The 26,925-nt window shown below is 55.6% G+C and carries 30 protein-coding genes; 19 read left to right on the forward strand and 11 right to left on the reverse strand.

The window, feature by feature from the left end; all coding sequences use genetic code 11:
- Window positions 1-348: 348 nt before the first annotated feature.
- The 3 genes from yeaG to Electrica_RS15045 all read left to right on the forward strand — a co-directional run bounded on the left by yeaG (window position 349) and on the right by Electrica_RS15045 (window position 4,482).
- Window positions 349-2,283: a protein kinase YeaG gene (gene yeaG / locus Electrica_RS15035; protein ID WP_004860792.1), complete on the forward strand. Its 1,935-nt coding sequence runs from the start codon at window positions 349-351 to the stop codon at window positions 2,281-2,283.
- Between the two features lie 130 nt (window positions 2,284-2,413).
- Window positions 2,414-3,697: a YeaH/YhbH family protein gene (locus Electrica_RS15040; RefSeq protein ID WP_100684943.1), complete on the forward strand. Its 1,284-nt coding sequence runs from the start codon at window positions 2,414-2,416 to the stop codon at window positions 3,695-3,697.
- A 131-nt stretch (window positions 3,698-3,828) separates the two neighbouring features.
- On the forward strand, window positions 3,829-4,482 hold the full coding sequence (locus Electrica_RS15045) for a DUF1345 domain-containing protein (RefSeq protein WP_100684942.1): 654 nt from the start codon (window positions 3,829-3,831) through the stop codon (window positions 4,480-4,482).
- 178 nt (window positions 4,483-4,660) lie between these two features.
- Here Electrica_RS15045 and yajD read toward each other — a convergent pair whose 3' ends face one another.
- A complete protein-coding gene (yajD, locus tag Electrica_RS15050) occupies window positions 4,661-5,008 on the reverse strand; it encodes an HNH nuclease YajD (protein WP_100684941.1) in 348 nt (115 codons plus the stop codon).
- A 176-nt stretch (window positions 5,009-5,184) separates the two neighbouring features.
- Here yajD and Electrica_RS15055 point away from each other — a divergent pair, with 176 nt between their 5' ends.
- Complete coding sequence (locus tag Electrica_RS15055) at window positions 5,185-5,685, forward strand: YbaK/prolyl-tRNA synthetase associated domain-containing protein (protein WP_131049700.1); 501 nt, start codon at window positions 5,185-5,187, stop codon at window positions 5,683-5,685.
- Between the two features lie 134 nt (window positions 5,686-5,819).
- Window positions 5,820-6,266, forward strand: coding sequence for a DUF441 domain-containing protein (locus tag Electrica_RS15060; RefSeq protein WP_100684939.1), 447 nt, complete (start codon window positions 5,820-5,822; stop codon window positions 6,264-6,266).
- Here the strand turns inward: Electrica_RS15060 and Electrica_RS15065 are convergent.
- Window positions 6,250-7,044 carry an AraC family transcriptional regulator gene (locus Electrica_RS15065; protein WP_167686277.1) on the reverse strand — a complete coding sequence of 265 codons (795 nt, stop codon included), beginning with the start codon at window positions 7,042-7,044 and terminating at the stop codon, window positions 6,250-6,252. The genes Electrica_RS15060 and Electrica_RS15065 overlap by 17 nt on opposite strands.
- Window positions 7,045-7,141: 97 nt before the next feature.
- Here Electrica_RS15065 and Electrica_RS15070 point away from each other — a divergent pair, with 97 nt between their 5' ends.
- A complete protein-coding gene (locus Electrica_RS15070) occupies window positions 7,142-8,326 on the forward strand; it encodes a CynX/NimT family MFS transporter (protein ID WP_100684937.1) in 1,185 nt (394 codons plus the stop codon).
- Between the two features lie 70 nt (window positions 8,327-8,396).
- On the opposite strand, the gene Electrica_RS15075 is transcribed toward Electrica_RS15070, so the two are convergent.
- Window positions 8,397-9,089: a CTP synthase C-terminal region-related (seleno)protein gene (locus tag Electrica_RS15075; protein WP_141964862.1), complete on the reverse strand. Its 693-nt coding sequence runs from the start codon at window positions 9,087-9,089 to the stop codon at window positions 8,397-8,399.
- A gap of 191 nt (window positions 9,090-9,280) precedes the next feature.
- Between Electrica_RS15075 and Electrica_RS15080 the strand changes: the two genes are divergently transcribed.
- Both Electrica_RS15080 and Electrica_RS15085 read left to right on the forward strand, forming a co-directional pair.
- On the forward strand, window positions 9,281-9,790 hold the full coding sequence (locus tag Electrica_RS15080; RefSeq protein WP_141964863.1) for a DUF523 domain-containing protein: 510 nt from the start codon (window positions 9,281-9,283) through the stop codon (window positions 9,788-9,790).
- Window positions 9,777-10,133, forward strand: a complete 357-nt coding sequence (locus tag Electrica_RS15085) for a DUF488 domain-containing protein (RefSeq protein ID WP_141964864.1) — start codon at window positions 9,777-9,779, stop codon at window positions 10,131-10,133. Before Electrica_RS15080 ends, Electrica_RS15085 begins: the two co-directional genes overlap by 14 nt.
- Here the strand turns inward: Electrica_RS15085 and Electrica_RS15090 are convergent.
- The gene (locus Electrica_RS15090; RefSeq protein WP_100684933.1) at window positions 10,123-10,365 is read right to left on the reverse strand and encodes a putative hemolysin; all 243 of its coding nucleotides are present in this window, start codon (window positions 10,363-10,365) and stop codon (window positions 10,123-10,125) included. The genes Electrica_RS15085 and Electrica_RS15090 overlap by 11 nt on opposite strands.
- Before the next feature lie 295 nt (window positions 10,366-10,660).
- Between Electrica_RS15090 and Electrica_RS15095 the strand changes: the two genes are divergently transcribed.
- The 3 genes from Electrica_RS15095 (at window position 10,661) to Electrica_RS15105 (ending at window position 12,233) form a co-directional block, all read left to right on the forward strand.
- Window positions 10,661-11,674: a sensor domain-containing diguanylate cyclase gene (locus Electrica_RS15095; RefSeq protein ID WP_141964865.1), complete on the forward strand. Its 1,014-nt coding sequence runs from the start codon at window positions 10,661-10,663 to the stop codon at window positions 11,672-11,674.
- Between the two features lie 120 nt (window positions 11,675-11,794).
- Window positions 11,795-11,896 carry a YoaK family small membrane protein gene (locus Electrica_RS15100; protein ID WP_100684931.1) on the forward strand — a complete coding sequence of 34 codons (102 nt, stop codon included), beginning with the start codon at window positions 11,795-11,797 and terminating at the stop codon, window positions 11,894-11,896.
- 208 nt (window positions 11,897-12,104) lie between these two features.
- Window positions 12,105-12,233, forward strand: a complete 129-nt coding sequence (locus Electrica_RS15105; RefSeq protein ID WP_141964866.1) for a hypothetical protein — start codon at window positions 12,105-12,107, stop codon at window positions 12,231-12,233.
- Between the two features lie 40 nt (window positions 12,234-12,273).
- On the opposite strand, the gene Electrica_RS15110 is transcribed toward Electrica_RS15105, so the two are convergent.
- The 3 genes from Electrica_RS15110 to lpxP all read right to left on the reverse strand — a co-directional run bounded on the left by Electrica_RS15110 (window position 12,274) and on the right by lpxP (window position 14,309).
- Window positions 12,274-12,537: a DUF2534 family protein gene (locus tag Electrica_RS15110; RefSeq protein ID WP_100684929.1), complete on the reverse strand. Its 264-nt coding sequence runs from the start codon at window positions 12,535-12,537 to the stop codon at window positions 12,274-12,276.
- Window positions 12,538-12,663: 126 nt separating this feature from the next.
- A complete protein-coding gene (gene leuE / locus Electrica_RS15115; RefSeq protein ID WP_131049708.1) occupies window positions 12,664-13,302 on the reverse strand; it encodes a leucine efflux protein LeuE in 639 nt (212 codons plus the stop codon).
- Window positions 13,303-13,394: 92 nt separating this feature from the next.
- Window positions 13,395-14,309: a kdo(2)-lipid IV(A) palmitoleoyltransferase gene (gene lpxP, locus Electrica_RS15120; RefSeq protein ID WP_100684927.1), complete on the reverse strand. Its 915-nt coding sequence runs from the start codon at window positions 14,307-14,309 to the stop codon at window positions 13,395-13,397.
- 787 nt (window positions 14,310-15,096) lie between these two features.
- On the opposite strand from lpxP, the gene fecI reads away from it, so the two are divergent.
- The 6 genes from fecI to Electrica_RS15150 all read left to right on the forward strand — a co-directional run bounded on the left by fecI (window position 15,097) and on the right by Electrica_RS15150 (window position 22,545).
- Complete coding sequence (gene fecI / locus Electrica_RS15125) at window positions 15,097-15,615, forward strand: ferric citrate uptake sigma factor FecI (RefSeq protein WP_141964867.1); 519 nt, start codon at window positions 15,097-15,099, stop codon at window positions 15,613-15,615.
- Window positions 15,612-16,556 carry a ferric citrate uptake sigma factor regulator FecR gene (fecR, locus tag Electrica_RS15130; protein ID WP_141964868.1) on the forward strand — a complete coding sequence of 315 codons (945 nt, stop codon included), beginning with the start codon at window positions 15,612-15,614 and terminating at the stop codon, window positions 16,554-16,556. The genes fecI and fecR overlap by 4 nt, the downstream gene beginning before the upstream one ends.
- Window positions 16,557-16,651: 95 nt before the next feature.
- Entirely contained in the window at window positions 16,652-18,982 is a 2,331-nt protein-coding gene (gene fecA / locus Electrica_RS15135; protein WP_141964869.1) for a TonB-dependent Fe(3+) dicitrate receptor FecA, read from the forward strand.
- Between the two features lie 72 nt (window positions 18,983-19,054).
- A complete protein-coding gene (locus Electrica_RS15140; protein WP_141964870.1) occupies window positions 19,055-19,279 on the forward strand; it encodes a hypothetical protein in 225 nt (74 codons plus the stop codon).
- Between the two features lie 211 nt (window positions 19,280-19,490).
- Window positions 19,491-20,678 carry an HD-GYP domain-containing protein gene (locus Electrica_RS15145; protein ID WP_141964871.1) on the forward strand — a complete coding sequence of 396 codons (1,188 nt, stop codon included), beginning with the start codon at window positions 19,491-19,493 and terminating at the stop codon, window positions 20,676-20,678.
- Window positions 20,679-20,760: 82 nt separating this feature from the next.
- A complete protein-coding gene (locus Electrica_RS15150; RefSeq protein WP_141964872.1) occupies window positions 20,761-22,545 on the forward strand; it encodes a diguanylate cyclase in 1,785 nt (594 codons plus the stop codon).
- Window positions 22,546-22,570: 25 nt separating this feature from the next.
- On the opposite strand, the gene Electrica_RS15155 is transcribed toward Electrica_RS15150, so the two are convergent.
- Window positions 22,571-23,179, reverse strand: coding sequence for a histidine phosphatase family protein (locus Electrica_RS15155; protein WP_224742486.1), 609 nt, complete (start codon window positions 23,177-23,179; stop codon window positions 22,571-22,573).
- 240 nt (window positions 23,180-23,419) lie between these two features.
- Between Electrica_RS15155 and Electrica_RS15160 the strand changes: the two genes are divergently transcribed.
- Window positions 23,420-23,665 carry a YmjA family protein gene (locus Electrica_RS15160; protein ID WP_100684921.1) on the forward strand — a complete coding sequence of 82 codons (246 nt, stop codon included), beginning with the start codon at window positions 23,420-23,422 and terminating at the stop codon, window positions 23,663-23,665.
- A 177-nt stretch (window positions 23,666-23,842) separates the two neighbouring features.
- Window positions 23,843-24,325: a cold-shock protein gene (locus Electrica_RS15165; protein WP_131049715.1), complete on the forward strand. Its 483-nt coding sequence runs from the start codon at window positions 23,843-23,845 to the stop codon at window positions 24,323-24,325.
- Between the two features lie 179 nt (window positions 24,326-24,504).
- On the opposite strand, the gene Electrica_RS15170 is transcribed toward Electrica_RS15165, so the two are convergent.
- The 3 genes from Electrica_RS15170 to glnQ form a co-directional block, all read right to left on the reverse strand.
- The gene (locus Electrica_RS15170; RefSeq protein ID WP_141964873.1) at window positions 24,505-25,008 is read right to left on the reverse strand and encodes a lysozyme inhibitor LprI family protein; all 504 of its coding nucleotides are present in this window, start codon (window positions 25,006-25,008) and stop codon (window positions 24,505-24,507) included.
- A gap of 149 nt (window positions 25,009-25,157) precedes the next feature.
- A complete protein-coding gene (locus Electrica_RS15175) occupies window positions 25,158-26,180 on the reverse strand; it encodes a C45 family autoproteolytic acyltransferase/hydolase (RefSeq protein ID WP_141964874.1) in 1,023 nt (340 codons plus the stop codon).
- Window positions 26,181-26,201: 21 nt separating this feature from the next.
- Window positions 26,202-26,924 (reverse strand): glutamine ABC transporter ATP-binding protein GlnQ, encoded by a 723-nt coding sequence (glnQ, locus tag Electrica_RS15180; RefSeq protein ID WP_100684961.1) that lies wholly within the window; start codon window positions 26,922-26,924, stop codon window positions 26,202-26,204.
- Window position 26,925 lies beyond the last annotated feature (1 nt).

Here is a 26,925-nt window from a genome sequence, read left to right on the forward strand (position 1 = left end):
CATTACATAAATCATTCAATTTCTCATCTACAGATGACCATAAACTTGCAGCGGAATGACAGCACCATGACGCGAGCTGGCAAGACGTGCGAAAAAGGCGCTTTTTTCCGGATGAGTTATTGATATGTCATTGAAATTGATTTTTGACGGCATGCAAGTTTTCTAAATGCATCTACGCTTTAATTTAGAAGAAGTGATTTTAGCGCACGTTGTCTTTATCGCTTCGACAACCTGGCATAAGGGTTGCTGGAGAATCGATGAACGTCGCGCAGTTTACCTCTTCCGGGAGCTCCCACTATTCATATGAACGGCTCTCAACTTGTGCTTAAAACGAAAGGACGGCATGCCATGAATATATTCGATCACTATCGCCAGCGCTATGAAGCTGCCAAGGACGAAGAGTTCACACTGCAGGAGTTTCTTACCATCTGCCGGCAAGATCGCAGTGCTTATGCCAACGCGGCGGAACGGCTGCTGATGGCCATTGGTGAGCCAGTTATGGTCGACACGGCCCTGGAGCCCCGGCTGTCCCGTCTCTTTTCAAACCGGGTTGTCGCGCGCTACCCGGCATTTGAAGAGTTTTACGGTATGGAGGATGCTATCGAGCAGATCGTCTCTTACCTGAAACACGCCGCACAAGGTCTGGAAGAGAAGAAACAGATTCTGTATCTGCTGGGCCCGGTAGGCGGGGGGAAATCGTCGCTGGCTGAACGTCTGAAATCCTTAATGCAGCGTGTACCTATCTATATCCTGAGCGCCAACGGCGAGCGTAGCCCGGTTAACGATCATCCGCTGTGCCTGTTTAACCCGCAGGAAGACGCGCAGATTCTGGATAAAGAGTATGGCGTGCCCACCCGTTATCTTGGCACCATTATGTCGCCGTGGGCGGCAAAACGCCTGCACGAGTTCGGCGGCGATATCACCAAATTCCGCGTGATCAAAGTGTGGCCCTCCATCCTTGAACAAATTGCGATCGCCAAGACGGAACCGGGGGATGAGAATAACCAGGATATCTCCGCGCTGGTCGGTAAAGTGGATATTCGTAAACTGGAGCATTATGCCCAGAACGATCCGGACGCCTACGGCTATTCCGGCGCCCTGTGCCGCGCCAACCAGGGGATTATGGAGTTCGTCGAGATGTTTAAAGCGCCAATTAAGGTGCTGCATCCGCTGCTGACCGCGACCCAGGAAGGCAACTACAACGGGACCGAGGGAATTTCGGCCCTGCCGTTCAACGGCATTATTCTCGCCCACTCCAACGAATCCGAATGGGTGACCTTCCGTAATAACAAAAACAATGAGGCCTTCCTCGACCGCGTGTATATCGTCAAGGTGCCTTATTGCCTGCGCATTTCCGAAGAGATGCGTATCTACGAAAAACTGCTTAACAACAGTGAGCTGACCCACGCGCCGTGCGCCCCGGGGACCCTGGAGACGCTGTCGCGCTTCTCAATCCTGTCGCGACTGAAAGAGCCGGAAAACTCAAGCATTTACTCCAAAATGCGCGTCTACGATGGCGAAAGTCTGAAAGACACCGACCCGAAAGCGAAATCCTATCAGGAGTATCGCGATTACGCTGGCGTCGACGAAGGGATGAACGGCCTCTCCACCCGCTTCGCCTTCAAAATATTGTCGCGGGTGTTTAACTTTGACCACGCCGAGGTCGCCGCGAACCCGGTCCATCTGTTCTACGTTCTGGAACAGCAAATCGAGCGCGAGCAGTTCCCGCAAGAGCAGTCGGAACGTTATCTGGAGTTTCTCAAAGGCTATCTGATCCCGAAATACGCCGAGTTTATCGGTAAAGAGATTCAGACCGCCTATCTTGAGTCCTACTCCGAATACGGGCAGAACATCTTTGACCGTTATGTCACCTATGCGGATTTCTGGATTCAGGATCAGGAATACCGCGATCCGGACACCGGCCAACTGTTTGATCGCGAGTCGTTGAATGCCGAGCTGGAGAAAATTGAGAAGCCAGCCGGGATCAGCAACCCGAAAGACTTCCGTAACGAGATAGTCAACTTCGTCCTGCGCGCCAGGGCTAATATCAACGGACGGAACCCGAACTGGACCAGCTACGAAAAACTGCGCACGGTTATCGAGAAGAAAATGTTCTCCAATACCGAAGAGCTGCTGCCGGTGATTTCGTTTAACGCCAAAACCTCAACCGACGAGCAGAAAAAACACGACGATTTTGTCGATCGTATGATGGAGAAAGGCTATACCCGTAAGCAGGTGCGTCTGCTGTGCGAATGGTACCTGCGCGTACGTAAATCATCCTGATAGCGGAAATTGCCCGGCGGCGCGGAGCCGCCGGGCCTACAATAACAGCGACCTGTAGGCCGGGTAAGCTTAGCGCCATCCGGCATTTCCGTCGCAGCATAAGGTTGGCAATTGCAGCACAGGAGGGCATATGACCTGGTTCATAGACCGGCGCCTGAACGGAAAGAATAAAAGTGCGGTGAATCGCCAGCGCTTTTTGCGCCGTTATAAGGCGCAGATTAAACAGTCCATCTCCGAGGCTATCAATAAGCGCTCGGTGACGGATATTGACAGCGGAGAATCCGTTTCGATCCCGACGGACGATATCAACGAACCGATGTTTCATCAGGGACGCGGTGGGTTGCGTAACCGCGTCCATCCGGGAAACGACCACTTTGTGCAAAATGACCGCATCGAGCGCCCTCAGGGAGGCGGCGGCGGTGGCGGGAGCGGTCAGGGGCAAGCCAGCGCCGACGGCGAAGGTCAGGATGGTTTTGTCTTTCAAATATCGAAAGATGAGTATCTGGATCTGCTGTTTGAGGATCTCGCCCTGCCGAATCTGAAGAAAAACCAGCAGCGCCAGCTCACCGAATTTAAAACGCATCGGGCAGGCTTCACCGCTAACGGCGTGCCGGCCAATATCAGCGTGGTGCGATCCCTGCAAAACTCGCTGGCGCGACGTACCGCGATGACGGCGGGTAAGCGTCGCGAGCTGCGGGCGCTTGAGGAGGATCTGGACACCATAGGCAAAAGTGAACCGGCGCAGCTGCTGGAAGAGGAGCGGTTACGTCGGGAGATAGCCGAGCTGCGGGCAAAAATCGAACGCGTGCCCTTTATCGATACCTTTGACCTGCGCTACAAAAATTACGAAAAACGCCCGGAGCCGTCCAGTCAGGCGGTGATGTTCTGTCTTATGGATGTCTCGGGCTCAATGGATCAGGTCACCAAGGATATGGCGAAGCGTTTTTATATCCTGCTGTATCTGTTCCTCAGCCGGACCTATAAGAATGTTGAGGTGGTCTATATTCGTCACCATACGCAGGCCAAAGAGGTGGACGAGCACGAGTTTTTCTATTCTCAGGAAACCGGCGGCACTATCGTCTCAAGCGCCCTGAAGCTCATGGATGAAGTTGTTAAAGCCCGATACGATCCGTCGCAGTGGAATATCTATGCCGCGCAGGCCTCGGACGGCGATAACTGGGCGGATGATTCGCCGCTGTGCCATGAGCTGCTGGCAAAAAATATCCTGCCGGTGGTACGTTACTACAGCTACATAGAGATAACCCGTCGCGCGCACCAGACGCTGTGGCGCGAATATGAACATCTGCAGGAAACCTTTGAGAACTTTGCGATGCAGCACATTCGCGACCAGGAAGATATCTATCCGGTGTTCCGCGAACTGTTCCACAAGCAGGGTTCCGAGGCCAGAAGCTAACTAATAAAAACAGTCAGTTACATTAAGATCCTGACTGTTTTTTGCGCTCTGGCTGTTGAATTTCACGCTTCAATTCAAATAATGATTTTTTATCCGCCTGAATCAGTGCCTGACTGGATGCGACTGCCACTATGCGTCTTACCGCCCACCTCTACATTCGTCTGCCCCTGTTGATTTCAATCGCGCTGGGCGTGGTCTGTTTTTTCTTGCTTCCGACAAACCTGGGGACGCTGCAAAGACTGTTGATCGGCTGGAATGCGCTGGCGTGGCCGTATCTGGTTTTTATCTGGATCCGCATGTTGATGACTGACGTATCGGGCATTCAGCGCATTGCCCGTTTACAGGACCAGAGCGCGATGCTCGTGCTAACGATAGTGATTGTGGCCTGTGCGGCCAGCATCGTCACCATTTTAAGCGAACTCCCTGCGTTGAAAGCGCTCTCCGGCACGCCGCGCGCGGTGCATCTCCTGCTGACGGTGGCAACGCTCATTGTCTCCTGGGCCCTGCTGCCCAGCTCCTTCGCTATGCACTATGCCCATCAGCACTATCTGCATCGGACGCAAGACGTTACCCCGATGATGTTTCCGGAAAAGCCGGAGGACCCGGGATATTGGGACTTTCTGTACTACGCGTTTACGATTGCGGTGGCCTCGCAAACCGCCGATGTGGCCACAGGGACAACCGGGATCCGTAGAATCACGCTGCTACAATCGGTTATCTCCTTCGTGTTCAATCTCGCGATACTGGGTCTGTCGGTGAACATCGGCGCAGGTCTGCTGAGTTAACGGGACGGTCCACCGGGAACCACTGGCGTAAGCCGCCCGCAGCGGGCAACGCGGTGAAGGATTGCGTCTGAATGAACGCTACAGTAGCAAAGTCGTGGAGGCACGAGACCGCACTCTCCGGGAAGATAAGCCGATCAGGGCTGCCAGGCAGACCTGATCGGCGACAAGACCGCCGGTCTCAGGACTTCTTATTGAGCATCGATTTTAAATCCGCAAAGGGGTTGTAGGTTGCGGCGGCCACCTCTTTTTGCGCATCCTCCCCCGCCACGACCCGCGTGCCGTACTGGTCAGCCTCCGTGTATTTGGAGTGCTCATGATCGTGGCAGTACAGACACAATAGCTCCCAGTTGCTGCCATCTTCTGGATTATTGGTATGGTCGTGATCGATATGGTGAACCGTTAATTCGCGTAAGTTGGAGTACACAAACTCCCGCGAGCAGCGCCCGCATATCCACGGATAGATTTTTAATGCTTTTTCACGGTAGCCGCTTTCCAGCCGGGCGTAGTTTTTGGGGATCAGAGCCATCGGGGATGTTACCTGTTGCAAAGAGATAATGGGTTAGATAGTACCCCCAATCTGGGGCGCAATGGAACAGCAGGCATGATGAAAGCGCGACAGGATATGCCCCTTCGGGCCGCAGCGGTTCTCATCTGGCAGGAAGAAGATTATGCTGACGGCTTTGTCATGATGGAAAGATTGCGATGAACATGCCGGAAAAACGAAACACTCACCGTCAGTTGCTCGAACTGCTTGAACAGCACCGGGCGCGCTATCGCGTCGTCGACCATGAGGCCGTGGGGAAATGCGAGGCCGTGTCGGAAATCCGCGGTACCGCGTTGGGTCAGGGCGCAAAAGCGCTGGTCTGTAAAGTCAAAGGCAACGGTGTTAGCCAGCATGTGCTGGCGATCCTCGCCGCCGACCAACAGGCGGACCTGTCACGCCTGGCGCAGCATATCGGCGGCAGCAAAGCATCGCTGGCCAGCCCGGCGGAAGTCGATACGCTCACCGCCTGCGTTTTCGGCGCCATTCCTCCGTTCAGCTTTCATGCGGATTTGCGGCTGATTGCCGATCCGCTGCTGTTCGATCGCTACCCGGAAATTGCTTTTAACGCCGGGCGGCTGGATAAATCGATCGTCCTCAACAGCGAGGATTATCTGCGCATTGCCCGCCCGGAGCTGGTCGCCTTTCGCCGCGAAAGCTGAGAGCGCGATAGTCTGCCGTCAGGCAACATTGTGCAGATGCCTGAAAACGAGGTCGCTCGTCAAAAAATGCCTGTCTGTTCACGCTATTACGCGTAAAGTAGACAGGCTTATAATTTGGGCAAGGATCCCCGTTCATGTTCGATACAACCCTGTTTATTCTGCTGGGGCTGGCCGCGCTGGGTTTTATCAGCCATAACACCACCGTGGCCATTTCTATCCTCGTTTTAATCATCGTTCGCGTCACACCGCTTAACGTCTTTTTCCCGTGGATTGAAAAGCAGGGGCTGACGATCGGCATTATTATTCTGACGATTGGCGTCATGGCCCCCATTGCCAGCGGCACGTTGCCGCCATCGACGCTGCTGCACTCGTTCGTCAACTGGAAGTCGCTGCTGGCGATTGCCGTGGGCGTCTTCGTCTCATGGCTGGGCGGGCGCGGCGTGGCGCTGATGGGCTCGCAACCGCACCTGGTGGCTGGACTGCTGGTCGGCACGGTCCTCGGCGTGGCGCTGTTCCGCGGCGTACCGGTTGGCCCGCTGATCGCCGCCGGCATCATTTCCCTGTTTATCGGGAAGTCGTAACCAGACTCGCCAGGTAGCGCCCTGGCGTCTGGCCCAGCCCCTTTTTAAACATCGTAATAAACGCGGTCGTCGAGTCATATCCCAGCGTTTGCGCGGTCTGCTGAACCGTTTTCCCGCCAATCAACAGCCGCAGGGCAAGAATCAACTGCAGCTGATGACGCCAACGGCGAAAACTCAGCCCGGTCTCGCGCACTACCAGCCGCGCCAGATTCCGTTCGCTCATCGCGAATTCGGTCGCCCACTGCCCCAGCGTCTGCCAGCGGGCCGGATCAACCGCCATCAAATCCGCCATCTGACGAATCTTCGGATGCGGGGAAACCGGCAGGTGCAGATGTTCCTGCGGCTGCCGCGGGAGCTCATCGAACAGCACCTGTACCAGCCGTTGCGTTGTCGGATGGGCAAACGCCTCGCCGTGAAGTCCGGCGAGGGTCAGGATAAGCTCGCGAACGAGGGGGGAAATTTTTAAGGTGCAGCAGTGCGCTGGCATTGGCGCGGCATCCGGTTCAATAAACAAAAAACAGATTTGCGCCCCCGGCGTAGCGCGGTTGCTGTGCGGCATCTGGCCCGGGACCCACACCGCGTACTGCGGCGGCACCATCCACATGGCGTTCTCCACTTCGCAGGTGAGCGCCCCATGCAAAGCGAGGATCAACTGGCCTTTGCGGTGTTGATGGCGAGGGATAAACTGCTCGTTCTCCACCACCTGAATGCGAAAAGCGAGCGCCGATTGATGACCGCTGTCCGGATCGTAGCCATCAAGGCCAAGTCCTGTCATGATTTTGTCCGATATTAGCGATAATCTGTCATTTTAGCTTGATTTAAAGCACCGGCAAACGCGCTATTGTAGCCGCCCTGTTTACTCGTCAGAGATTGCCATGAGTTCTGTTTTGCCTTCTACCGGCCGCCGTCATCTGCTGCTGATTATCGGGATTTTATTGATTGCCTCTACGCTACGCGTGACGTTTACCGGCGCAGCCCCGCTGCTGGACGCCATTCGCGCTGACTATGGTCTCTCCACCGCACAAACCGGGATGCTCACCACATTGCCGCTGCTGGCCTTTGGCCTGGTCTCCCCGCTGGCGGCAGGCGTCGGGCGCTGGCTGGGCATTGAACGTAGCCTGCTGGCGGCGTTAATCCTGATTTGTCTGGGCATCGGATTGCGTTCGCTCCCGTCCACCGCCCTGCTCTTTAGCGGCACGGCGATCATCGGCTGCGGAATTGCGCTCGGTAACGTTCTGCTGCCGGGTCTGATCAAACGCGACTTCTCACAGCATGTTGCCAGGATGACCGGGGCCTACTCGATAACCATGGGCGGAGCGGCCGCGCTGGGTTCAGCCATGGTGGTACCGCTGGCGCTGGCGGGTTTCGCCTGGCACGGCGCCCTCTTGATGTTAATGCTCTTTCCGCTGCTGGCGCTGCTGGTGTGGTTACCGCAAACGCGCAAGAGCGCGACCGCGCCGCTCACCGGTTCCGGCGCCATGCATAATCGCGGCATCTGGCGCTCCGCGCTCGCCTGGCAGGTCACGCTGTTCCTTGGCATCAACTCGCTGGTCTATTACGTGATTATCGGCTGGCTGCCGGCCATTTTACAGAGCCTTGGCTACAGCGAAGCGCAGGCGGGCTCCCTGCATGGTTTGCTCCAGCTGGCCACCGCCGCCCCTGGTCTGGCGATTCCGCTGATTCTTCATCGTCTAAAAGACCAGCGCGCCATCGCGGTCAGTGTGGCGCTGATGTGCGCCATCAGCGCCTGTGGGCTGTGGTTCTGGCCGGGACAGGCGGTAGTCTGGACGCTTATCTTTGGTTTCGGTTCGGGGGCGACCATGATTCTGGGGTTGACGTTTATCGGCCTGCGCGCGAACTCCGCGCACCAGGCGGCGGCATTGTCAGGGATGGCGCAGACCATCGGATATCTGCTGGCCGCCTGTGGACCACCGCTCATGGGGAAAATTCATGATGCCAACGGCGACTGGCAGATCCCGCTTATCGCCGTGGCGCTGATTTCAGTCGTGATGGCGCTGTTCGGCGCGCTGGCCGGACGCGACCGGGAGATAAACGGATAACCGTCCGCTAAGCCGCCATGGCGATGGCGGCGATGCGACCTGAATCCTGTGAAATTAACCGGCGGTGAGATTATTGACTCGCGGCATGTAAAAACGCCTGCACCAGCGGTGAAGGACGCCCTTCCAGGGCATGACGTTCATGCTGGAACAAGGTCGCCACAAAAAACGGGTGCGTGATCAGCTCCACCGCGCGAATCTCGCCCTCCTCATCCCACCCGGTTACCCGCAGCTCCCCCTGTTCCAGTTCACGGGCAAAGCTGTCGGCAATACCGTAGTTACAGTGGTAGCCCTCTGCGATAGTATCGCGACCATACGCACGGGCAATCAGGGTATGAGCACGCAGTTCAATAGTGTCCGACTTTTCAACCAGCGAACAGCTTAGCGGCGCTATCACCATCCGTCCTGCGCTATCGGTTTCAGCATGGGCCGCATCCTGCCAGCCCATCACGTTACGCGCATATTCGATTATTGCGTGCTGAAAACCACCGCAGGTTCCGAGGAAAGGCACGCTGTTTTCGCGCGCGTAGCGAATGGCGGTAAACGCGCCCTCGGCATTTTCGTACGGGCTGGCGGGCACCACCCAGATAGCATCGTAATCCACCAGCGCGTCGGCATGGTGAATATCGCGAGTTGCCAGCCAGTCATAGCGCACGGGCAGTTCCAGCACGGCGGCAGCGTCATCGATAGCGAGGGGGATAGCTTTATGGGCAATCACGTCAGGATTGTAGTCGCCAACCAGGGCAATACGCAGGGGGGTGTTCATAGCAGGATCCTTATGTCAGAGCGATTTTCGGGCAACACAAGGAAGCTCAGATTAGCGATCTCCTTCGCGGAACACAACCCCTGTTTTCATCGCAACACAGAGCCTTTCGCGCTTTCTGCTTGCTTTACGCGCGGGTAATTTCCACGCGCAGGCGCTATTGTATAGCGCAGAGAAATCATAATGGACCGCCTATGAAAAGCAAAATTTTGGTCAGCGCCTGTCTGATGGGTTTTCAGGTTCGCTATAATGGCAGCGAAAAAGCACGGCTCGCCGACGTACTGGCGCGCTGGCAGCGCGACGGTCGGCTGGTGATTCATTGCCCGGAGCTCGCCGCCGGGCTGCCGGTCCCCCGACTCCCGGCCGAAATCCTTCACGCCCAGGGTACGGATGTTATGCAGGACCGCGCGCGTATCGTTGAGAGCGACGGTCAGGACGTCACTCCGCACTATCAGCTGGCCGCCTGGCTGGCCCTGCGCGCGGCGCAGGAAGCCGGTTGCGAGGCCGCCTTGTTAACCGACGGCAGCCCAACCTGCGGCAGTCAGTTCATTTACGACGGGACGTTTAGCGGGCAGCGAAAGCCGGGTTCAGGCGTGGCGGCAGCGCTGCTGCGTGAACACGGAATCACGGTTTTTTCCGAGCGACAGCTTCCCCAGCTCCTCGCCTGGATGCAACAGAGAGAGAATAGCGATGATTCACTGTAAACGCGTTTATGACCAGCCACAGCCCGGCGACGGTTACCGCGTCCTGGTTGACCGGCTCTGGCCGCGCGGTATGAAAAAAGAGGCGTTGCGCTACGATGAGTGGTGCAAATCGCTCTCGCCCTCTTCGGCGCTACGTAAAGCGCTGCACGGCGAGGCGATCGATTTCGCCAGCTTCAGTCAACAGTATCGCGAAGAGCTGAATGCCCGGCATGACGAAGGATTACGCCTCGCCACGCTGGCTCATCAACAGCCATTAACCCTGCTGTATGCCGCCAAAGATACCCGGCAAAACCATGCGCGGGTACTGGCTGAGTGGCTGGAAAACCTGCCGGTTAAGGCTTAGCAGGATGGTCCCGGCGCCATAGCGTCCATTCATCCACGGTCTCTCCGCCGGGAAGTTTGCAGTCCGTACGTACGCCTTGCGGCGTCTGAACCGGAATCAGGCTACCGCCTTTCTGAGTACAGTAGACGGAAGCCGGGTTGGCCATGCCGATAGACTGCGGCGGCGGCGGGGCATCCTGTTGCTTCACGCAGCCGGCGAGGGCCAGCGGCAGCATCATTATCATCCACTTCATTTCTGCTCCTTCTTTGCACAGAGCACGTATTTGCCCTGATTCTTCATGGTTTCTCCATTTTAACTGCACTTTTGCTTCTTAGAGTAGCGCTTGTTCTCGAACGAACCAGAGAACAGATCATTCCATAATCAATGAGTTTTCCCCGTCGCCCCCGACGGGGCTTTTTTCCTGCTGCGATCGCAGGTATTCCCTTAACAAATGTGTTAAATTTCCTGTATCTATGTTTACTCTTCGTTGGTAGCCGTTTTCCAGCATAAATGACGGACGGCCCCACCCGATCGGGAGCCGTACATTCATGTCAGATTTTATTCTTGCTCGCGTCTCGCAAACGCTCGCCACTGAACATTCCCTCGAAATGTTAGTCAGGCAGCTGCTTGAGATGCTGGAGCTGGTGACCAGAATGGAGTCGACCTACCTGACTCGTATTGATTTAGCCGCGCAGCGCCAGCAGGTTCTGTATGCGCATAACAGCAGCGAAATGCAGATCCCGGAAGGGTTTTCGGTGCCGTGGAATGAGTCGCTGTGTAAGCGTGCAATCGACGAAAACTGCCGGTTTAGTAACGATGTCAACAGCCGCTGGCAGTCGTGCATTGCCGCTCAGGAGCTTGGTATCATCACCTTCTTCAGCATTCCCGTGCGCCTCGCCGATGGCTCGCTGTACGGCACGCTGTGTGCAACCAGCCGCCATAAGCAGCCCTATAACCTTGAAGCTACGCAGGTCATGGAGCTGTTCGCCAACTTAATTTCTCACTACGTCGAGAAAGAGACGCTGGTTGCCCGGCTTCGCGCCGCCAACGTGGCGCTGGAAATGCACTCCTGTACCGACGAACTGACCGGTTTAGCCAATCGCCGGGCGCTGTTTAAGCATCTGTCGGCCATGTTTCCCCGCGAGCGCGAACAGCAGCGTAATATTCTGCTGATCTTTATCGACCTTGACGATTTTAAAACGATAAACGATCGCTTCGGTCATCAATGCGGTGATCACTTTTTGATTCAAATCGGCGAACGCCTGAATGCGCATATTCGCCCGGGAGACCTGGTGGGACGTCTCGGCGGCGATGAGTTTTTGGTCGTCGGCCACGGGCTGGACAGGGGGCAGCAACAGACCTTTATTGCGACCCTGCGAGAGGCCCTGCGTGGGATTTACTGTGTTGGCGAACAGCGGATTAACTATCCCGGCGCCAGCTTTGGCGTCGCTGAGGTCAATCCGCAGGTTCAGGATGTCGAAAGTGCGCTGCGTGCTGCGGATGACGCCATGTATCAGGATAAAAAGTCCCGTCGGCGGAATTCCTTCCTGAATATTGATTAAAATCTGCTGGCGATATCCAGTATGATAGCGAGGTTTTCCGGTAAGCTGTTCGCATAGCAGGCAACGGCTTAATGATTTTGTGGCAGGACAGGTCGTATTTTTAGCTTCAGGGGTAACATCATGAGATTGGGTATTCTTTTCCCGGTGGCCATTTTTATCGTCGCCGTTATTTTTCTCAGTTGGTTTTTTGTCGGCGGCTACGCGGCTCCGGGCGGCGCGTAATGAAAAAAAGCACCATTCTGATGATTATCATCGCCATCGTTGCCCTGGCCGGCGTTCAGTTCGGCTGGTGGTAGTGTTTGCGACAAGAGATCATCGGTCAGCGTGTTATTGCGGAGTTATCCTATCCACTCAATAAGTTAACGCTATACACTCACTTCATCAGCCGATCCCGCAAGCTCTTTGCCCACGGACGGTGGACAACGGAGAAGTGAGAAATGAAAAACCGATCGTGTTACCGTTGATTCTTGCGCTATGCACGCTGTTATCGGGATTTATTGTTGACGACGGTTATCACCACAGGCACCACCATCATAATTATGATGGCCGCGACTGGTAGCAGAAATGAAGCAGGGCGAACGTCCGTTCGCCCCGTCGCTTTAGTCCTGGCGGTCAGAACCTAAAAAGATGAAGCCCAGCGGAATCGAAAACAGCAGCGTGAACACGATGCTGTAGACGGTCACCATCGCCCCCTGCAGGAAAAACATCGATGTGCTCCATTCGGAGTACGGCATGTTGTATTCGCTAACGACCCCACCAAACGTTGCTCGCCCCACCACGGTGAGCGCGATGACAAACACAATCCCTATCGACAAGAAAAATTTCTTGCTGTTTTTGTTGCTGATGAGTTTTTGCACAAGCATCCGGGTTCCCTTTTCTCTGACCGATAATCGGCGGTATATGTAACATTAATGCAATAAAAATTGAAAGGTTTTTGTTACAAGCCAGAGGATATGGCGATCTGGCCGGGATCACTACCGGCCAGCGGTTTACGATTGCAGGGTTGCCAGACGGGCGGCAAAACCGACAAACACCAGACCAATCAGACTGTTGCCAATTTTTGCCAGTTTCTTTCTGGTCTTGACGTAGCGCGTCACGAACGAACCGGACAGGATCAGGAAGCTCATATACATAAAGCTAATCACCTCCAGCGTCAGCGCAAGGATAAAGAACGCCAGCCCGGGCGTGCTGGCATTGACGTCGATGAACTGCACGAAAAAAGAGACATAGAAAAGAATAGCTTTGGGATTCGTCAGGCTCAGCGTCAGCGAGCGTTTCAGAATTGCGCTTCCCGGTTCAGCCCCGGCATCCGCGTGCCCTTCCCGATGAGTCAGCACGGAATAGAGCATTTTGCCTCCCAGCCACAGCAGGTAAATCGCCCCCAGATAGCGCACGATATTAAACAGCACCGGCGTGGTCTTAATCAGGGTCGCGACACCGGCAAAGGCCAACAGCATCAGCACCGCGTCACCGATAAACACGCCAGCTGCCGCCAGGTAGCCCTTCTTAACGCCGTGCGCGATACCGGTTTTCAGTACAAAAAAGGTATTAGGGCCGGGCACCAGGATGATAAAAATAGCCCCAACCAGATAGGTCAGATAATTCAACACACCAAACTCAGCGAACACGCTGCACTCCTTCGCTTTCAACATAAAAACACGATCGCGCTCACGTTAACGCAACTGCCGCGATTTTGAAAGCGCTTACGGTGCGGGTTAGCTTAGTAGAGCGAGCCTTCGCCCAGCGGGCGGGTTTTAAAGCGCCGATGGACCCACAGGTATTGCTCCGGCGCGCGCAGAATCTCTTTTTCAATCACCCGGTTGATGTAGCTGGCCGCATCCTGTTTATCTTCGCCAGGATAGTCATTGAGCACATCGCTGATGTGCAAGGTGTAACCTTTACGGTCCATCTTACGTACCATGCTGATGCTCAGCATCTTCGCACCGGAGAGACGCGACAGGACATAGGTACCGTTTGTCGTCGCCGCCTGAGGGACGGAGAAGAACGGCGCAAACACGCTGCCTTTCGGGCCGTAGTCCTGATCCGGGGCGAACCATACCGCTTCGCCGGCTTTCAGCGCGTGCACCAGACCCGATAAATTACGCCGATCGATCATCGCTTTATTCGAACGCAGACGTCCGCGGGTTTGCACCCACTCCATCAGCGGGCTGTTATGCGGGCGATAGGTCGCCATCATTGGCCGACACAGGCCCATGGTACGACCGCCGAGTTCCAGCGACATAAAGTGCACGCCAACGACCATCACGCCCTGCCCGGCACCTAACGCTTTGTTCAGATTTTCAAAGCCTTCAACGGCGAACCATTTTTTCACCCGCTCATCGCTCCAGAACCAGGCCATCCCGGTTTCGATAAGCCCCATGCCCAGCGACATAAAATTCTGCTCAATCATCTTGTCCCGCGCTTGCAGCGACATGTCCGGAAAACAGAGTTCGAGATTGCGTCGGGCAATATGTTCACGACGCTTAAGGAAACGGCGTGACGCCTTCCCTGCGCTGGTGCCGATGATGTGTAACAGAGGATAGGGTAGTTGCACGATTAACCAGAGGATGGCCAGGCCAAACCAGGTCCCCCAGTTGCGAGGGTGCAGAAGACTTTTATTAAAAGCGCAAGACATGATTTTTCCTGTAAACATCAATAAATGAGTAGCGCTTAAGGAAAAAACGAAGTCCATTCATCAGTCGTTAGGCGGTACGTATGGCAACTGTGACAATAGTAATCCGGCTAAATTCACTCCGGCAAGTAAAAAACATCCCTGAGCAGAAAAAAGCATAATACCCTCACAATTGTAACAGAATGTAAAATAAAATAGCAGATCTGATGACAAATATTTACTGAGGCAACCCTTTTCTCGCTAATTATTTCGATTTGCTGATTGCACATAATTAAATCAGTTTGTACTCATCCACCGCATATCGCTGCGCAACCCCTGTCATCACTGGTCGGCGACACCTTGCAAACCGGCCAACCCGCTGACGACGGCGCAGGGGTAAAAGTATAAACGTTGCTAAAGAATCCACGCGAGTCAATATAACTATTTTCCATACTTCAGAACCAGGATCTATAAATAGCATGTAACGTATCTTTTCATTCATTCTCTATATATAAAATAAGAATCACCTTATTTTATAAATCTGCTGAATGCCTGGCGCTTGCGGCAAATAAATCGCATATTATTCGTATATAACGAACAATTATCATTTTTTATCCCCACTCTTCGGCGCTAACCCGTCGGTGAAACAGGTCTAAGACCTGATAGCGTAAAATCGACAACATTTTATAATCGCAACAATCACTTATTGAAATTAGTCTTGCCGCTGCGCATTTTTGCGCCCCTTTTAATTGTAATGATAACCATTCTCATATTAACATGTCGCTATTGATAACCTGTTTTGAAGCCGATCATGTCTCAGCTTTCCGCCGTCGCACCGCCCACGCTCGCCTCGCTGTATCAAGCCCATCACGGCTGGCTGACACACTGGTTAACCGTTAAGCTGCAATCCGCCTTTGACGCCGATGATGTGACTCAGGATACCTTTCTGCGCATCATGGGCAGCGAATCCCTCAGCGCTATCCGCGATCCTAAATCCTTCCTGTGCGTCATCGCCAAACGGGTGATGATCGACAGGTTTCGTCGTCATGCGCTGGAACGTGCGTGGCTGGAGATGCTTGCCCGCCTCCCGCAAACCCAGGTCCCTTCGCCGGAACAACTGCACCTTCAACTGGAGACGCTGCAGCAGGTCGATACCATGCTTGATGGTCTGAGCCGGAAAGCCCGCGCGGCCTTTTTACTTTCGCAGCTGGAGGGGCTGACCTATGCCGAGATAGCCGAACGTCTGACGGTCTCGGTAAGCTCGGTGAAAAAATATGTCGCCAGGGCAACCGAGCACTGCCTGCTCTTTCGCCTCGAGAATGGCCTGTGAGTTCCGCGTTATCCGAATCCCGTCGGCAGGCCCTGCGTTCCGCCTCGCACTGGTACGCGGTATTAAGCGATGGTCGCGCCAACCCGCAGCAGGAGGCCCGCTGGCAACAGTGGTATCAACAACACCGCGATCACCAATGGGCGTGGCAGCAGGTCGAAAACCTGCGCCAGCAGATGGGACAACTTCCCGGCCCTCTTGCCAGCCGGACGCTCAATGACAGCCGCCTGACTCGCCGCCAGGTGCTCAAAGGCGTGCTGCTGCTCGCCGCTGGCGGCAGTTGGCAGATGTGGAACAGTGAACTGGCGGAAGGATTGCGCGCCGATTACCGGACGGCCAAAGGCCTGCCGCTGCGGCAAACGCTCAACGACGGTACTCTGCTGACGCTCAATACCGACAGCGCCGCCGATGTGCGTTTTGATGACCGCCAGCGCCTGATACGCCTGCGCTACGGCGAAATTGCCATTACCACTGCCCGTGACCGCCAGCGGCGACCGTTTCGCGTCCAGACCCGCGACGGTTTACTCACCGCGCTGGGCACCGAATTTACCGTCCGTCAGTTGGCCCGTGAGACGCGCCTGGCGGTACAACAGCACGCCGTGGAGGTGGCGCTGCCAGACGGCCAGCGGACGATTATCCACGCGGGCGAGAGCCTGTGGTTTACCCGCGATGCCTTCTCCCGTCTTCAGCCGCTGAACAGCAGCGATGCCAGCTGGACACAGGGCATTCTCAGCTTCCGCGATCGGCCTCTGCGCGAGGTGATCGCTACCCTGTCCCGCTATCGCCCCGGGGTCTTACGCTGCGATCCCGCCGTCGCCGGTTTACGCCTGAGCGGCACCTTTGCGCTGGGCGATAGCGATGCGATTTTGCACATCATCGCGCAGACGCTGCCGGTAAAACTGCAGTTTGCCACCCGCTACTGGGTCACTGTTGTCGCGGCCTGAGAAAAAAACAAAAAATTCGTCTTCTCGATTGTCCCTTTTCACCTGCTCGTTCGACTTAACAGGTGATGACAACCAAAAACGATCGTGGAGAACACATGACGCCTTTACGCGTATTACGCAAACCCATGCCTCTGGTGATGGCAATCCGTTTAAGCCTGCTGCCGCTCGCGGGGCTGACCGCAGCGTCCGCTTATGCCGCCACGCAGTTTGACATTGCCGCCGGGGATCTGGACAGCGCTCTGCACCAATATGCCGCCCGTAGCGGGATCACGCTCTCGGCGGATGCCAGCCTGACCCGCGGCAAACACAGCGCTGGCCTGCGCGGCAGCTATGAGGTGGAAGACGGTCTGCAAATGCTGCTCACCGGCAGCGGCCTGCGGCTGAAATCGCTGGGCAATCATGCCTGGACGCTGGAACCGGCGCCGGTTGATACGGAATCAACGCTGACGGTGGTCGGCGACTGGCTTGGCGAGGCACGAGAAAACGACGTTTTTGAACACGCCGGCGCCCGCGATGTTATCCGCCGCGACGATTTCGCCAAAACCGGCGCCAGCACCATGCGCGAAGTCCTGAATCGCATTCCCGGGGTCAATGCGCCGGAAAATACCGGTACCGGCAGCCACGATCTGGCAATGAACTTTGGTATCCGGGGCCTGAACCCACGCCTCGCCAGCCGTTCGACGGTGCTGATGGACGGTATCCCGGTCCCCTTCGCCCCCTATGGTCAGCCTCAGCTCTCGCTGGCGCCGGTATCGCTCGGCAACATGGAGGCGGTGGATGTCGTTCGCGGCGCGGGCGCCGTGCGTTACGGGCCGCAAAACGTGGGTGGGGTCGTGAACTTTGTCACTCGCGCCATCCCGCAGGATTTCGCCATCGCGGGCGGGGTGGAAGGACAGCTCAGCCCGAGCGCCTCGCAGAACAATCCCAAAGAGACCCACAACCTGATGCTGGGCGGTAGCGCCGATAACGGACTGGGGGCGGCCCTGCTCTATTCCGGCACCCGCGGCAGCGACTGGCGTGAACATAGCGCCACGCGCATCGATGACGTGATGCTGAAAGGCAAATATGCGCCAAACGCGACGCACACGTTCAACAGTTTGCTGCAGTACTATGACGGCGAAGCCGATATGCCCGGCGGTCTGTCCCGCGCCGATTATGCTGCCGATCGCTGGCAGTCCACCCGCTTAAAAGATAGCTTCTGGGGACGACGTCAGCTCGCCAGCCTCGGCTACCAGTTCCAGCCTGATGCGCAGCGCAAGTTCAATATCCAGGGCTTCTATACTCAGACATTGCGCAGCGGCTATCTGGAGCAGGGAAAACGTACAACCCTTTCCCCGCGTGAATACTGGGTTCGCGGCATCGAACCGCGTTACAGCCAGAGCTTTATGCTCGGCGCCTCCGCTCACGAAGTCGGCGTCGGCTATCGCTACGTGAATGAATCCACGCACGAGATGCGCTACACCACCCCCACCGTCAGCGGCAAGTTACCCGACACCAACAGTCCGTACGACCGCGATACCCGCTCAGGGACCGAGGCTCACGCCTGGTATATCGACGATCGCATCGATATCGGCAACTGGACGGTCACGCCGGGCATGCGTTTCGAACATATTGAGTCTTACCAGGACAACAACCTGAAAGATACCCGCCAGCAGGTGAGCTATAACGCCCCGCTGCCGGCGCTTAACGTACTTTACCACCTCACAGACAGCTGGAATCTTTATGCCAATACAGAAGGATCGTTCGGTACCGTACAGTACAGCCAAATTGGCAAGGCTGTGCAAAGCGGCCATGTGGAACCGGAAAAAGCCCGTACCTGGGAAGTCGGCAGCCGCTACGACAACGGCGCGCTGAGCGCGGAGATGGGGCTGTTCCTGATTAACTTTAACAATCAGTACGACGCCAACCAGACCAACGATACCGTGACCGCTCGCGGCAAAACGCGGCACAGCGGGCTGGAGACCCGGACGCGTTACGACCTTGGCGATCTCAATTCGCAGTTGGACAACCTGTCGGTCTATGCCAGCTATGCCTATGTCAACGCCATCATTCGTGAGAAAGGCGACACCTACGGCAACCAGGTGCCTTTCTCGCCCAGGCATAAAGGCACGATCGGAGTGGACTACAAACCGGGCAACTGGACGTTCAACCTCAACAGCGATTTTCAGTCCAGCCAGTTCGCTGACAACGCCAACACCGTGGAAGAGAGCGCTGACGGCAGCACCGGCCGCATTCCGGGCTATATGCTGTGGGGCGCCCGCGTCGCCTATGATTTTGGCCCGCAAATGGCCAACCTCAACCTGGCATTCGGCGTGAAAAACATTTTCGACCACGCGTACTACACCCGCTCCTATGATGATAATAACAAAGGTATTTATGCCGGTCAGCCGCGTACCTTGTATCTGCAAGGCGCCATGACCTTCTGATGATGCAGCGGTGACGGAACACCTTCTGCTGCTGTTCCGTCACCGTCCCGGCATGGGCGGTGACGGTGGCGTTTGCGCGCGGCTTTGCGCCTTGAGTCCCTGTACTGGTTTCACGCCGCCAACGCCTTTCGAGAAACCGCGCGTCCTTTAGCGGCGGCAAGCGTTCATCACTCCATCATCTATCCGGTTCTAAAATTCGTTTTGCCAATGGTCAAAATAGCCAGCTATCATCCCGGTGGCGAAATAACGCAACCGGCTCACGACAATGTATTTTCTTTTTATGAGCAAAATGATTAACTGACGACTGTTAAAGACTTTTTTCACGCTTTATGTGCCTTTGTCGCCACGCATTATGGGCTTGAGTATTGCTATAAATGAAATTATCCCGGAATTTACTTACCGATCATTTCGCTGCGTACTGGCGTCTCTTTCCCCCTGCTGGCGTTATCTGGACACAGATGACCAGAATGAGCCGATATTATCCCGATCACGCGGATGGAGAAAAACGATGCGTCTCACCTTAAAATCAGCATTGATGCTAACCACGCGCGTTATACAGATAATCAACCCGGAACTTCAGTTGCATATGCAGCGCACGGCGTTAATTGCCCTCGAACTCTCGCTGGCCCTGAAGCTGCCGCGAGCGCAACAGCAGACTATATTTTGCGCCGCGCTGCTTCACGATATTGGCGTACTCGGCGATAAACGAATCGTTACGTCGCTGAATGACATCGATAATATCGAAGACCCCCACCAGCAGCGGGGCGCCGAGATGCTCGACGGCTTACCCACCTTCGCGCCTGTTTTGCCTCTTATTCGCCATCACCATTTTAACCCGGCGCGTAAAGGCAACCTCGAAGAGCATATCGTTTTTTTTGCCGATGCTTTTGAACGTCTGCTCTCTGGCGGAAATATCACCACCGATCATTACCCTGACATGATCATCGACACCTTTCGCACCTTGCATCAAGCGATCGATCCGATGCTCTGTGACACCGTCTGCCAGCTCGCGCAAAAAGAGCATTTCTGGCTGCATCTTCACCCCGGACATATCCAGAGGATGCTGGAAATCATCGGCCCGATAAACGAGCTGTCCATCGATATCGACGGGCTAAAAGATATTTGTTTGTTAATCGCCAAAATTGTCGATACCTACAGCAGTTTTACCGCCAGCCACAGTATTATGGTCGGCGAAATATCCTGCCTGCTGGCAACCTATATGCATCTGCCGGAAGAAGAGTGTAAAAAAATCGAGATTGCCGGTTATTTGCACGATATTGGTAAAATTAATATCCCGCTGGATATCCTGGAAAAGCAGGGTGAACTCACCCCTGATGAACTACGTCATGTGCGAGAACATAGTTATATGACCGGTGAAATTCTCAGCGCCTTTAGCGAACTGGGGGAAATCATTAACTGGGCGGCGAACCATCATGAAAAACTCGATGGCAGCGGCTATCCGCTGCATCTGAATCAGGATTATCTGCAGCTGCCTGACCGGATCATCGCCATTGCCGATATCTTTACCGCCCTGACCGAAGATCGCCCCTATCGCGTCGCCATGCGTTATCAGGATGCCTTACAGCTGATAGAGAACGATGTTATAAATGGCGCCCTGGATAAAGATGTTTTTTGTACGTTATGCCAGCATGCCGATACGCTGCATAGCACGATTATTTGCAAAAAACGCCGCTAACCCTCTGCCCGGAAATGGGCCGAAGCGGGTTCTATAATTAGACCTGACCTCATTTGTTCATCTGCATGCAAGGAAAATTCGGGTGAGAATCGCCACCATGACCAACTGGGCCTACGGGATCACCGTTTGCCTGACCATCACTTCCGGTATTGCCATGCTGATGGCGTCCAGCGCGGAGACGGCCGAACGCCGGGCAGTACAGCAGCGGCAGATCTTCGATCAATTAACTGAATCGGTTGAAACCGAGAGCTGGGAATTATCCGACCTCGCTCGCGCTTACGTCATTAACAAAAATCCGGATCTCTTACAGGAATACCGCCAGCAGGCCCATTCGCTGAAGACAATAGAGCAGCGGCTGGAAAAGCTGAAAGATCAGGGAGCGACCTCCCAGGAGCTGCTGTTGCTGCGTGAGGGACTGCAGATAGCGGATGAGCTACAGGATGAACAGCAGACCGCGCTTGCCAGTATTGAACGTGGCGCAGACAACGAGGCGATCGCCCTGCTCTACGGCAAGCCTTATGAACAGGATCTGGACCGGGTACAGACGCAGATCGATCACTTCCGCCTGATGCTGGAAGGCCGGGCCGCCAGCGCCATTGCGCAAGCCACGGCAAAATCGCACACCTGGCGTACCTTATCAGAAATCATGGTCGCCCTGACGGCGCTGATGTTCCTGTTTGTCCTCGGGTTTATCCTTCAACGGCGGGTATTGTACCCGGTTGTCCGTTTAAGCGATGTGGTACAACGCCTTGCCTCACAGGATTATGCCGTCGAAGCTCCCCGCTTCACGCAGATCGATGAGATTGGCGATATGGCCCAGGCGATCCGTATTTTCCGCGAAAATGGCCTCGCGCGTCAGCGTCTTGAGCAAGAGCGGGATGCTGACTGGGCGATTCGCGAACTGCTGGCGCGCATGACCCAGCGTCTGCAAGGCTGCGAATCTTTTGAGGATGTCATCAAGGTCGCCGAACTCTTCGCTCCGAATATCGCCCCCGCGATTCCCGGACGCCTGTATGTTCTCGAAACCAACCCCTGGCAGTTGCGCTGCGTGGCGCAATGGCTCTCGCCGCCGGATGAACCCGAGGTCTTCTATCCTGACAACTGCTGGGCCGTGCGCCGGGGGTTAAGCCATCCGCCGGTCAATGGTGAGCCAGACATCGCCTGTTCGCACCTGCCCGAGGCCTGCATTCACCAATCGCTTTGCGTGCCGCTGGTTGCGCAAGGGGAAGCGATCGGTCTGCTCTCCTTCAGGAACGTCACCTCCGCCACCGCCCCTTCTCGCGCCTATCTGGAACTGATGGCCGAAGCGCTGGGCCTGGCGCTGGCAAACCAGCGTCTGCGCAGCGCGTTGCTGGAGAAAGCGCTGTTCGATTCGCTCACCGGGCTGCGTAATCGTCATCATCTGGATGATGCCCTGAATACGCAAATCAATCTCGCGGTGCAAAACCATACGCCGCTGAGTTGCCTGATGATCGATATCGATCACTTCAAAATGATTAACGATCGGTATGGTCATGAAGCCGGCGATCTGGTGATCAAGAGCGTAGCGGCGATTGTGCAACGCGCGGTACATGACAGAGGGATGGCTTTTCGCTACGGTGGCGAGGAGTTTCTGGCGCTGCTTGCCGGTGCCAGTGAAGAGTCGGCCCGGACCTGCGCCCAGGAGATTTACGACAATGTCCGCAGCCTGACCCTGCGCGATGGCCTCAACGATATTGGCCAGGTGGATGTCTCGATAGGCATTGCCAGTTTCCCGCAGCATACCCAGAGCGACAGCCTGCTGCGCGCCGCGGATGCCGCGCTTTACCGGGCCAAAGAGCAGGGTCGCTCCAGAATCGTCAGTTTCGGCATGCTGAAAACCGACTAAGACCATAAGGGGATAAGCTGGCCGCTTATCCCCGCACCAGCAGATGGGTGGCTATCCCCCATGTCACCAGCGATAAGCGGCCTTCAGCACGCTCCAGGATCGAGTAGCTGCCATTCAGATGCGCATAGCGGGGAAAGTTCTCCAGGCCGTGGCCGTCAAGTCTGGAGACAACCGCCTGAATCACCTGACCATGAGAAACCACGCACACGCACCGATCCGCGACCTCAGCGGCGTCAAGCAGCGCCGCTGTCGTTCTGTCGACGGCCTCGGTCAGCGACTCGCCATGCGGCGGTTTCACATTCGGATCGCCGGAGTAGATTGTCTCGAACAGCCTGCGCCTCTCGTCATCAAGTTGTGGGTAGACCGTGCCCTCTAATGGCCCCAACCCCCGTTCCATAAGCCGCGAATCAAAGCGGATCGGACAGGCAAAATGGGCCGCGATCGGCATGGCCGCCGCGACGGCGCGACCTGCTGGAGAAGAGACCACCCGATCGATCTTCTCGCCATCAAGCGCGCGGATCAGCGCCGCAATTTGTCGATGCCCGCGCGCGGTCACCGGGCTATCAAGGTGCCCCTGCAGGCGGTTAACGCCATTCCATTCGGTTTCACCATGTCTTACGAGCAATATCTTCATTGACGGCATCGGGTTACGAGTTATCGGGCAACATTATCATCCGCAGAGAATAAAAAGAAAGCGCTCCCCTGACACGCTTCCCGTTAACGCTCAGAGCGCCCGGCAAAACGCAAAGAGACCGTGCTTGCTCACGGGCGTTTCTCGCTTTCTGACCGCCGCCGCGCGGGTGGCAGAAAAAATGAAATAAGGATGCTATGATCGCCGGCAAATGATGCCGGCATTAACCTGAGGGGCTACTGAATGAATAATGAAATACCGCTAAAATATTATGACATCGCCGATGAGTACGCGACGGAATGCGCAAAGCCGGTCAGTGAATCAGAACGCGATCCTCTGGCGCGCTATTTTCAGCTGCTGCTCACGCGTCTCATGAACAACGAGGAGATCAGCGAAGAGGCCCAGGGCGAAATGGCGCGTGAAGCCGGTCTTCATCCGGATCGGATCGATGAGATTGCGATGTTCCTCAATCAATGGGGCAATGAGTAGCTCCCTGGCTCTCTGACCAGGGTAAACCGGCGTGTGGTTATTCTGCTGCACGCCATTCTCTCTCGCGTAGCCCAAATTTATCGTCCAGACTGAAACCAAAGGCGTGGTCTGCGCAGGCATTGTGCATTACACTGCGCGCTGCAAAAATTGAGTTAATACATGATTAAGTAGGTGGTAATGGCGATGAACGGAACGATCACAACCTGGTTTAAAGATAAAGGTTTTGGATTTATCAAAGATGAAAACGGCGATAACCGCTATTTTCATGTGATTAAGGTCGCCAATCCTGATCTGATTAAGAAAGATGCGGCGGTGACCTTCGAACCCACCACCAATAACAAGGGTTTGTCAGCTTATGCGGTGAAAGTGGTGCCGGAAAGCAAATACATCTATATCGCCGGCGAGCGTCTGAAGCTCACGTCGATCAAATCCTACCTGGTCTACAGCGAAGAAGTGCCTGCCGATACCCGCATTGATAAAGAAAATGCGGTGCTGTCCGTGGGGATCCTGATGAGCAGCATCAAGCCGAAATCCGACGTTAAGCCCGGTGATATGCGCTCGCTGAAAAAACTGGCGATCACCACTTTTCAGGGGACGACATTGATCTTCTCGGAAGATGAGATTGACATCGATACCACGGTGAAACTGCTTAAAGTCTGAGCGCATGGCCTCTGAGCCTGGGCCGACATTCTGCCCCCTTGTGGCGCAGCCTGTCGGCCTCTGGCACACCGCGCTCAATACGCCTTCTCTCTCCCGAACCCGCGATTGTATGGCGCTATTGCGGCCCTGCGTGCGGTGTACATTTGCGCTCCAGATAAGGGAACCCCGGCTGAACGGCTTTATGACGCGGACTTAAACTTTGGCTCTGGCAGAAGCGGCGGCGTTGCGTCTTCAAAGCGCAGCCAGTGGTCCCAGATATCATGTATCTGTAGCTCTATAAGACCGATTTGTCGCAGTGAAATACTGACAGCGCTTATCGTCCCTCCCGCGCTGTCCGCCTTCGTTGAGGCGGCGGCTTTGTCTATCAGAGTATCCCAGGCCTGGCTTTCATCATTCAACGCGCGGGTTAATTCCTGCAGACGTGGCGGAGAATCTTTATTGTCCTGCTGGAGGCGATTTAAAGCGCGGGCAAGGTACTTGTCTTTAACCCAACTGAGTTGTTTGAGCTGCACGTCCATGCAGGCATCCATATCCAGGGTTGTCTCCTGCGGCATACCGGCACAAGCGATGGAGAAGGTTTCCACTCCCTCATTCAGGATACTACCGGGTTGGTTCCGATCGTCGGCAGCATACGAAACGATCGGCAGGCATAGCGCTAAAGAAATAAACGTCAGCCATTTCATTTAATAAGTCCCATAAAGGCGATGAGTCATTCAGGTTAGCGGAATCCGTTGCGTTAGGGAATAACCTGCCCGTCTTCACCAGACTCCCTCCGCCTGCGCCGGAGAGCCAGAATCACCCCGGCGCATTCGCGTCATTCACTTCATGCAGGTCATGCATTCACCACACCTTGCAAGATGGCCTGCTGACGATCCAGGGTGAAAATGCGCCACTCCACCTGCCGGGCATTCAGCACAAACAGGGCCGTAGCCAGGGTATTCTCCTCATCCGGATCCTGCGGCGATAGACGGTATATCGGCAGTTCCGCATCCTGCCTGTCGGATAGTATTGCCAGGGCGCCAGCGGCATCCAGTTGCGATGACGTTGTTAACTCGTCGATAAGGCGAGCCTGGCGCGAGGCGGAACTGTCGGTGATCACCTGCTGCACATCCCCGAGCGATTCGTGGATCAAATGGTTAGCATGGCCAAATACGCCATCCAGCAAACGCACGGAATAACCGGAGCCGGTCGCTTCAATGCTGAACAGACGACTATCCCCGCACTGTCCCAGGGTGTGATGGAACGCGCCTGAACGCGGCGCTGAGGTTAAAACGGCAATGGCCTCATCCAGCGTCCCGGCATTCAGCGCAGCGCGCGCGAGGATTTGCCGCGGTATACCGACGGGCCGGTGCAGCGCGCGAATGTTGTTTACGGTATTCACGATCCCCCGGGCATTGACTGCGAAGGTATGACCGCAAAGCGAACCTGGGTATGCAAAGCTGGAAAAGGCCATCCCCTCGGTGGGGGAAATACTAACCCACGCGCAATCGTCGCGTAACTGCGGGAAACCGTCTTCGTTGTGGGCGATAACGCTCTCCCCCTCGGGGCTCGCCCCCGCTACCGTGGTACAGCCATCGGATGTGGATCGCACTAAATCGCCCCGGCAGTTCCAGGCGAAAACTTCGTCAACCGGCGCCTGTAACCCCGCCGCCATACCGGCCAGCTCTTGCCAAATCAGCGGAAACTGCTCTTCAACCAGGGCTCGCATCGCCTGGGTTTGAGCGCTGTCTTTCATCGCGATGACCGTTTGCCACAGCGGAATATGTACCAGTTTTTGATGCCAGGCGTGGCGGCCGAACTCGCCCAAACGTTGACCAACGGCAAACGGAGAGCCACTAATTGTTATTTTTTGCATAGGGTTATTATCCACTTCTGTTCAGGATACGTGTTGCAGGAATTCTTTCAGGCGCGGATTGGTGCTCGCGTTTAGCAGCATATCAGGTGCGCCATCTTCGGCAATGGTTCCGCCATCAATAAAGATCAAGCGCGATGCCACGTCACGCGCAAAGCCAATTTCGTGCGTGACAATGACCATGGTCATCCCTTCATCGGCCAGCGAGCGCATGACCTTTAGCACTTCATGGCGCAGTTCAGGGTCAAGCGCGGAAGTGGGCTCATCGAACAGCATCATTTTCGGCTTCACCGCCAGCGCGCGCGCAATCGCCACGCGCTGCTGTTGGCCGCCGGATAACTCCGCTGGATAGTGGTTAGCGCGTTCCTTCAGACCGACGCGATCCAGCAACGCCAGCGCCTGTTCGCGTGCCGCCGCTTTACTCTGTTTACGCACCCGAATGGGGCCAAACATCACATTCTCCAGCGCGGTTAAATGCGGAAAGAGATGGAACTGCTGGAACACCATGCCCGCTTCACGGCGGATATCGCATTCGTTGGCGTGCGGATCGGTAATATGCATCCCCGCCACCAGCAGCGTGCCAGAGCTAATCTCCTCCAGCTTATTGATACAGCGCAGCAGCGTCGATTTACCCGACCCCGATGGCCCGATAATCACCACCACTTCTCCGGCTTCAATTTTCAAATTGATATCATGCAGCACGGGCGTCGTGCCGAAGCTTTTAGATACTGCGCTAAATTCAACCATG

This window comes from Klebsiella electrica, assembly GCF_006711645.1.
In the GTDB taxonomy this organism is placed as follows: Bacteria; Pseudomonadota; Gammaproteobacteria; order Enterobacterales; family Enterobacteriaceae; genus Klebsiella; species Klebsiella electrica.

Bases quoted from the DNA above. Each gene is read 5' to 3' on its own strand.
- yeaG (WP_004860792.1), top strand. From the start codon at position 349: ATGAATATATTCGATCACTATCGCCAGCGCTATGAAGCTGCCAAGGAC.
- Electrica_RS15040 (WP_100684943.1), top strand. From the start codon at position 2,414: ATGACCTGGTTCATAGACCGGCGCCTGAACGGAAAGAATAAAAGTGCG.
- Electrica_RS15045 (WP_100684942.1), top strand. From the start codon at position 3,829: ATGCGTCTTACCGCCCACCTCTACATTCGTCTGCCCCTGTTGATTTCA.
- yajD (WP_100684941.1), bottom strand. From the start codon at position 5,008: ATGGCTCTGATCCCCAAAAACTACGCCCGGCTGGAAAGCGGCTACCGT.
- Electrica_RS15055 (WP_131049700.1), top strand. From the start codon at position 5,185: ATGAACATGCCGGAAAAACGAAACACTCACCGTCAGTTGCTCGAACTG.
- Electrica_RS15060 (WP_100684939.1), top strand. From the start codon at position 5,820: ATGTTCGATACAACCCTGTTTATTCTGCTGGGGCTGGCCGCGCTGGGT.
- Electrica_RS15070 (WP_100684937.1), top strand. From the start codon at position 7,142: ATGAGTTCTGTTTTGCCTTCTACCGGCCGCCGTCATCTGCTGCTGATT.
- Electrica_RS15075 (WP_141964862.1), bottom strand. From the start codon at position 9,089: ATGAACACCCCCCTGCGTATTGCCCTGGTTGGCGACTACAATCCTGAC.
- Electrica_RS15080 (WP_141964863.1), top strand. From the start codon at position 9,281: ATGAAAAGCAAAATTTTGGTCAGCGCCTGTCTGATGGGTTTTCAGGTT.
- Electrica_RS15085 (WP_141964864.1), top strand. From the start codon at position 9,777: ATGATTCACTGTAAACGCGTTTATGACCAGCCACAGCCCGGCGACGGT.
- Electrica_RS15090 (WP_100684933.1), bottom strand. From the start codon at position 10,365: ATGAAGTGGATGATAATGATGCTGCCGCTGGCCCTCGCCGGCTGCGTG.
- Electrica_RS15095 (WP_141964865.1), top strand. From the start codon at position 10,661: ATGTCAGATTTTATTCTTGCTCGCGTCTCGCAAACGCTCGCCACTGAA.
- Electrica_RS15100 (WP_100684931.1), top strand. From the start codon at position 11,795: ATGAGATTGGGTATTCTTTTCCCGGTGGCCATTTTTATCGTCGCCGTT.
- Electrica_RS15110 (WP_100684929.1), bottom strand. From the start codon at position 12,537: ATGCTTGTGCAAAAACTCATCAGCAACAAAAACAGCAAGAAATTTTTC.
- lpxP (WP_100684927.1), bottom strand. From the start codon at position 14,309: ATGTCTTGCGCTTTTAATAAAAGTCTTCTGCACCCTCGCAACTGGGGG.
- fecI (WP_141964867.1), top strand. From the start codon at position 15,097: ATGTCTCAGCTTTCCGCCGTCGCACCGCCCACGCTCGCCTCGCTGTAT.
- fecA (WP_141964869.1), top strand. From the start codon at position 16,652: ATGACGCCTTTACGCGTATTACGCAAACCCATGCCTCTGGTGATGGCA.
- Electrica_RS15145 (WP_141964871.1), top strand. From the start codon at position 19,491: ATGCGTCTCACCTTAAAATCAGCATTGATGCTAACCACGCGCGTTATA.
- Electrica_RS15155 (WP_224742486.1), bottom strand. From the start codon at position 23,179: ATGAAGATATTGCTCGTAAGACATGGTGAAACCGAATGGAATGGCGTT.
- Electrica_RS15160 (WP_100684921.1), top strand. From the start codon at position 23,420: ATGAATAATGAAATACCGCTAAAATATTATGACATCGCCGATGAGTAC.
- Electrica_RS15165 (WP_131049715.1), top strand. From the start codon at position 23,843: ATGGCGATGAACGGAACGATCACAACCTGGTTTAAAGATAAAGGTTTT.
- Electrica_RS15170 (WP_141964873.1), bottom strand. From the start codon at position 25,008: ATGAAATGGCTGACGTTTATTTCTTTAGCGCTATGCCTGCCGATCGTT.
- Electrica_RS15175 (WP_141964874.1), bottom strand. From the start codon at position 26,180: ATGCAAAAAATAACAATTAGTGGCTCTCCGTTTGCCGTTGGTCAACGT.
- glnQ (WP_100684961.1), bottom strand. From the start codon at position 26,924: ATGGTTGAATTTAGCGCAGTATCTAAAAGCTTCGGCACGACGCCCGTG.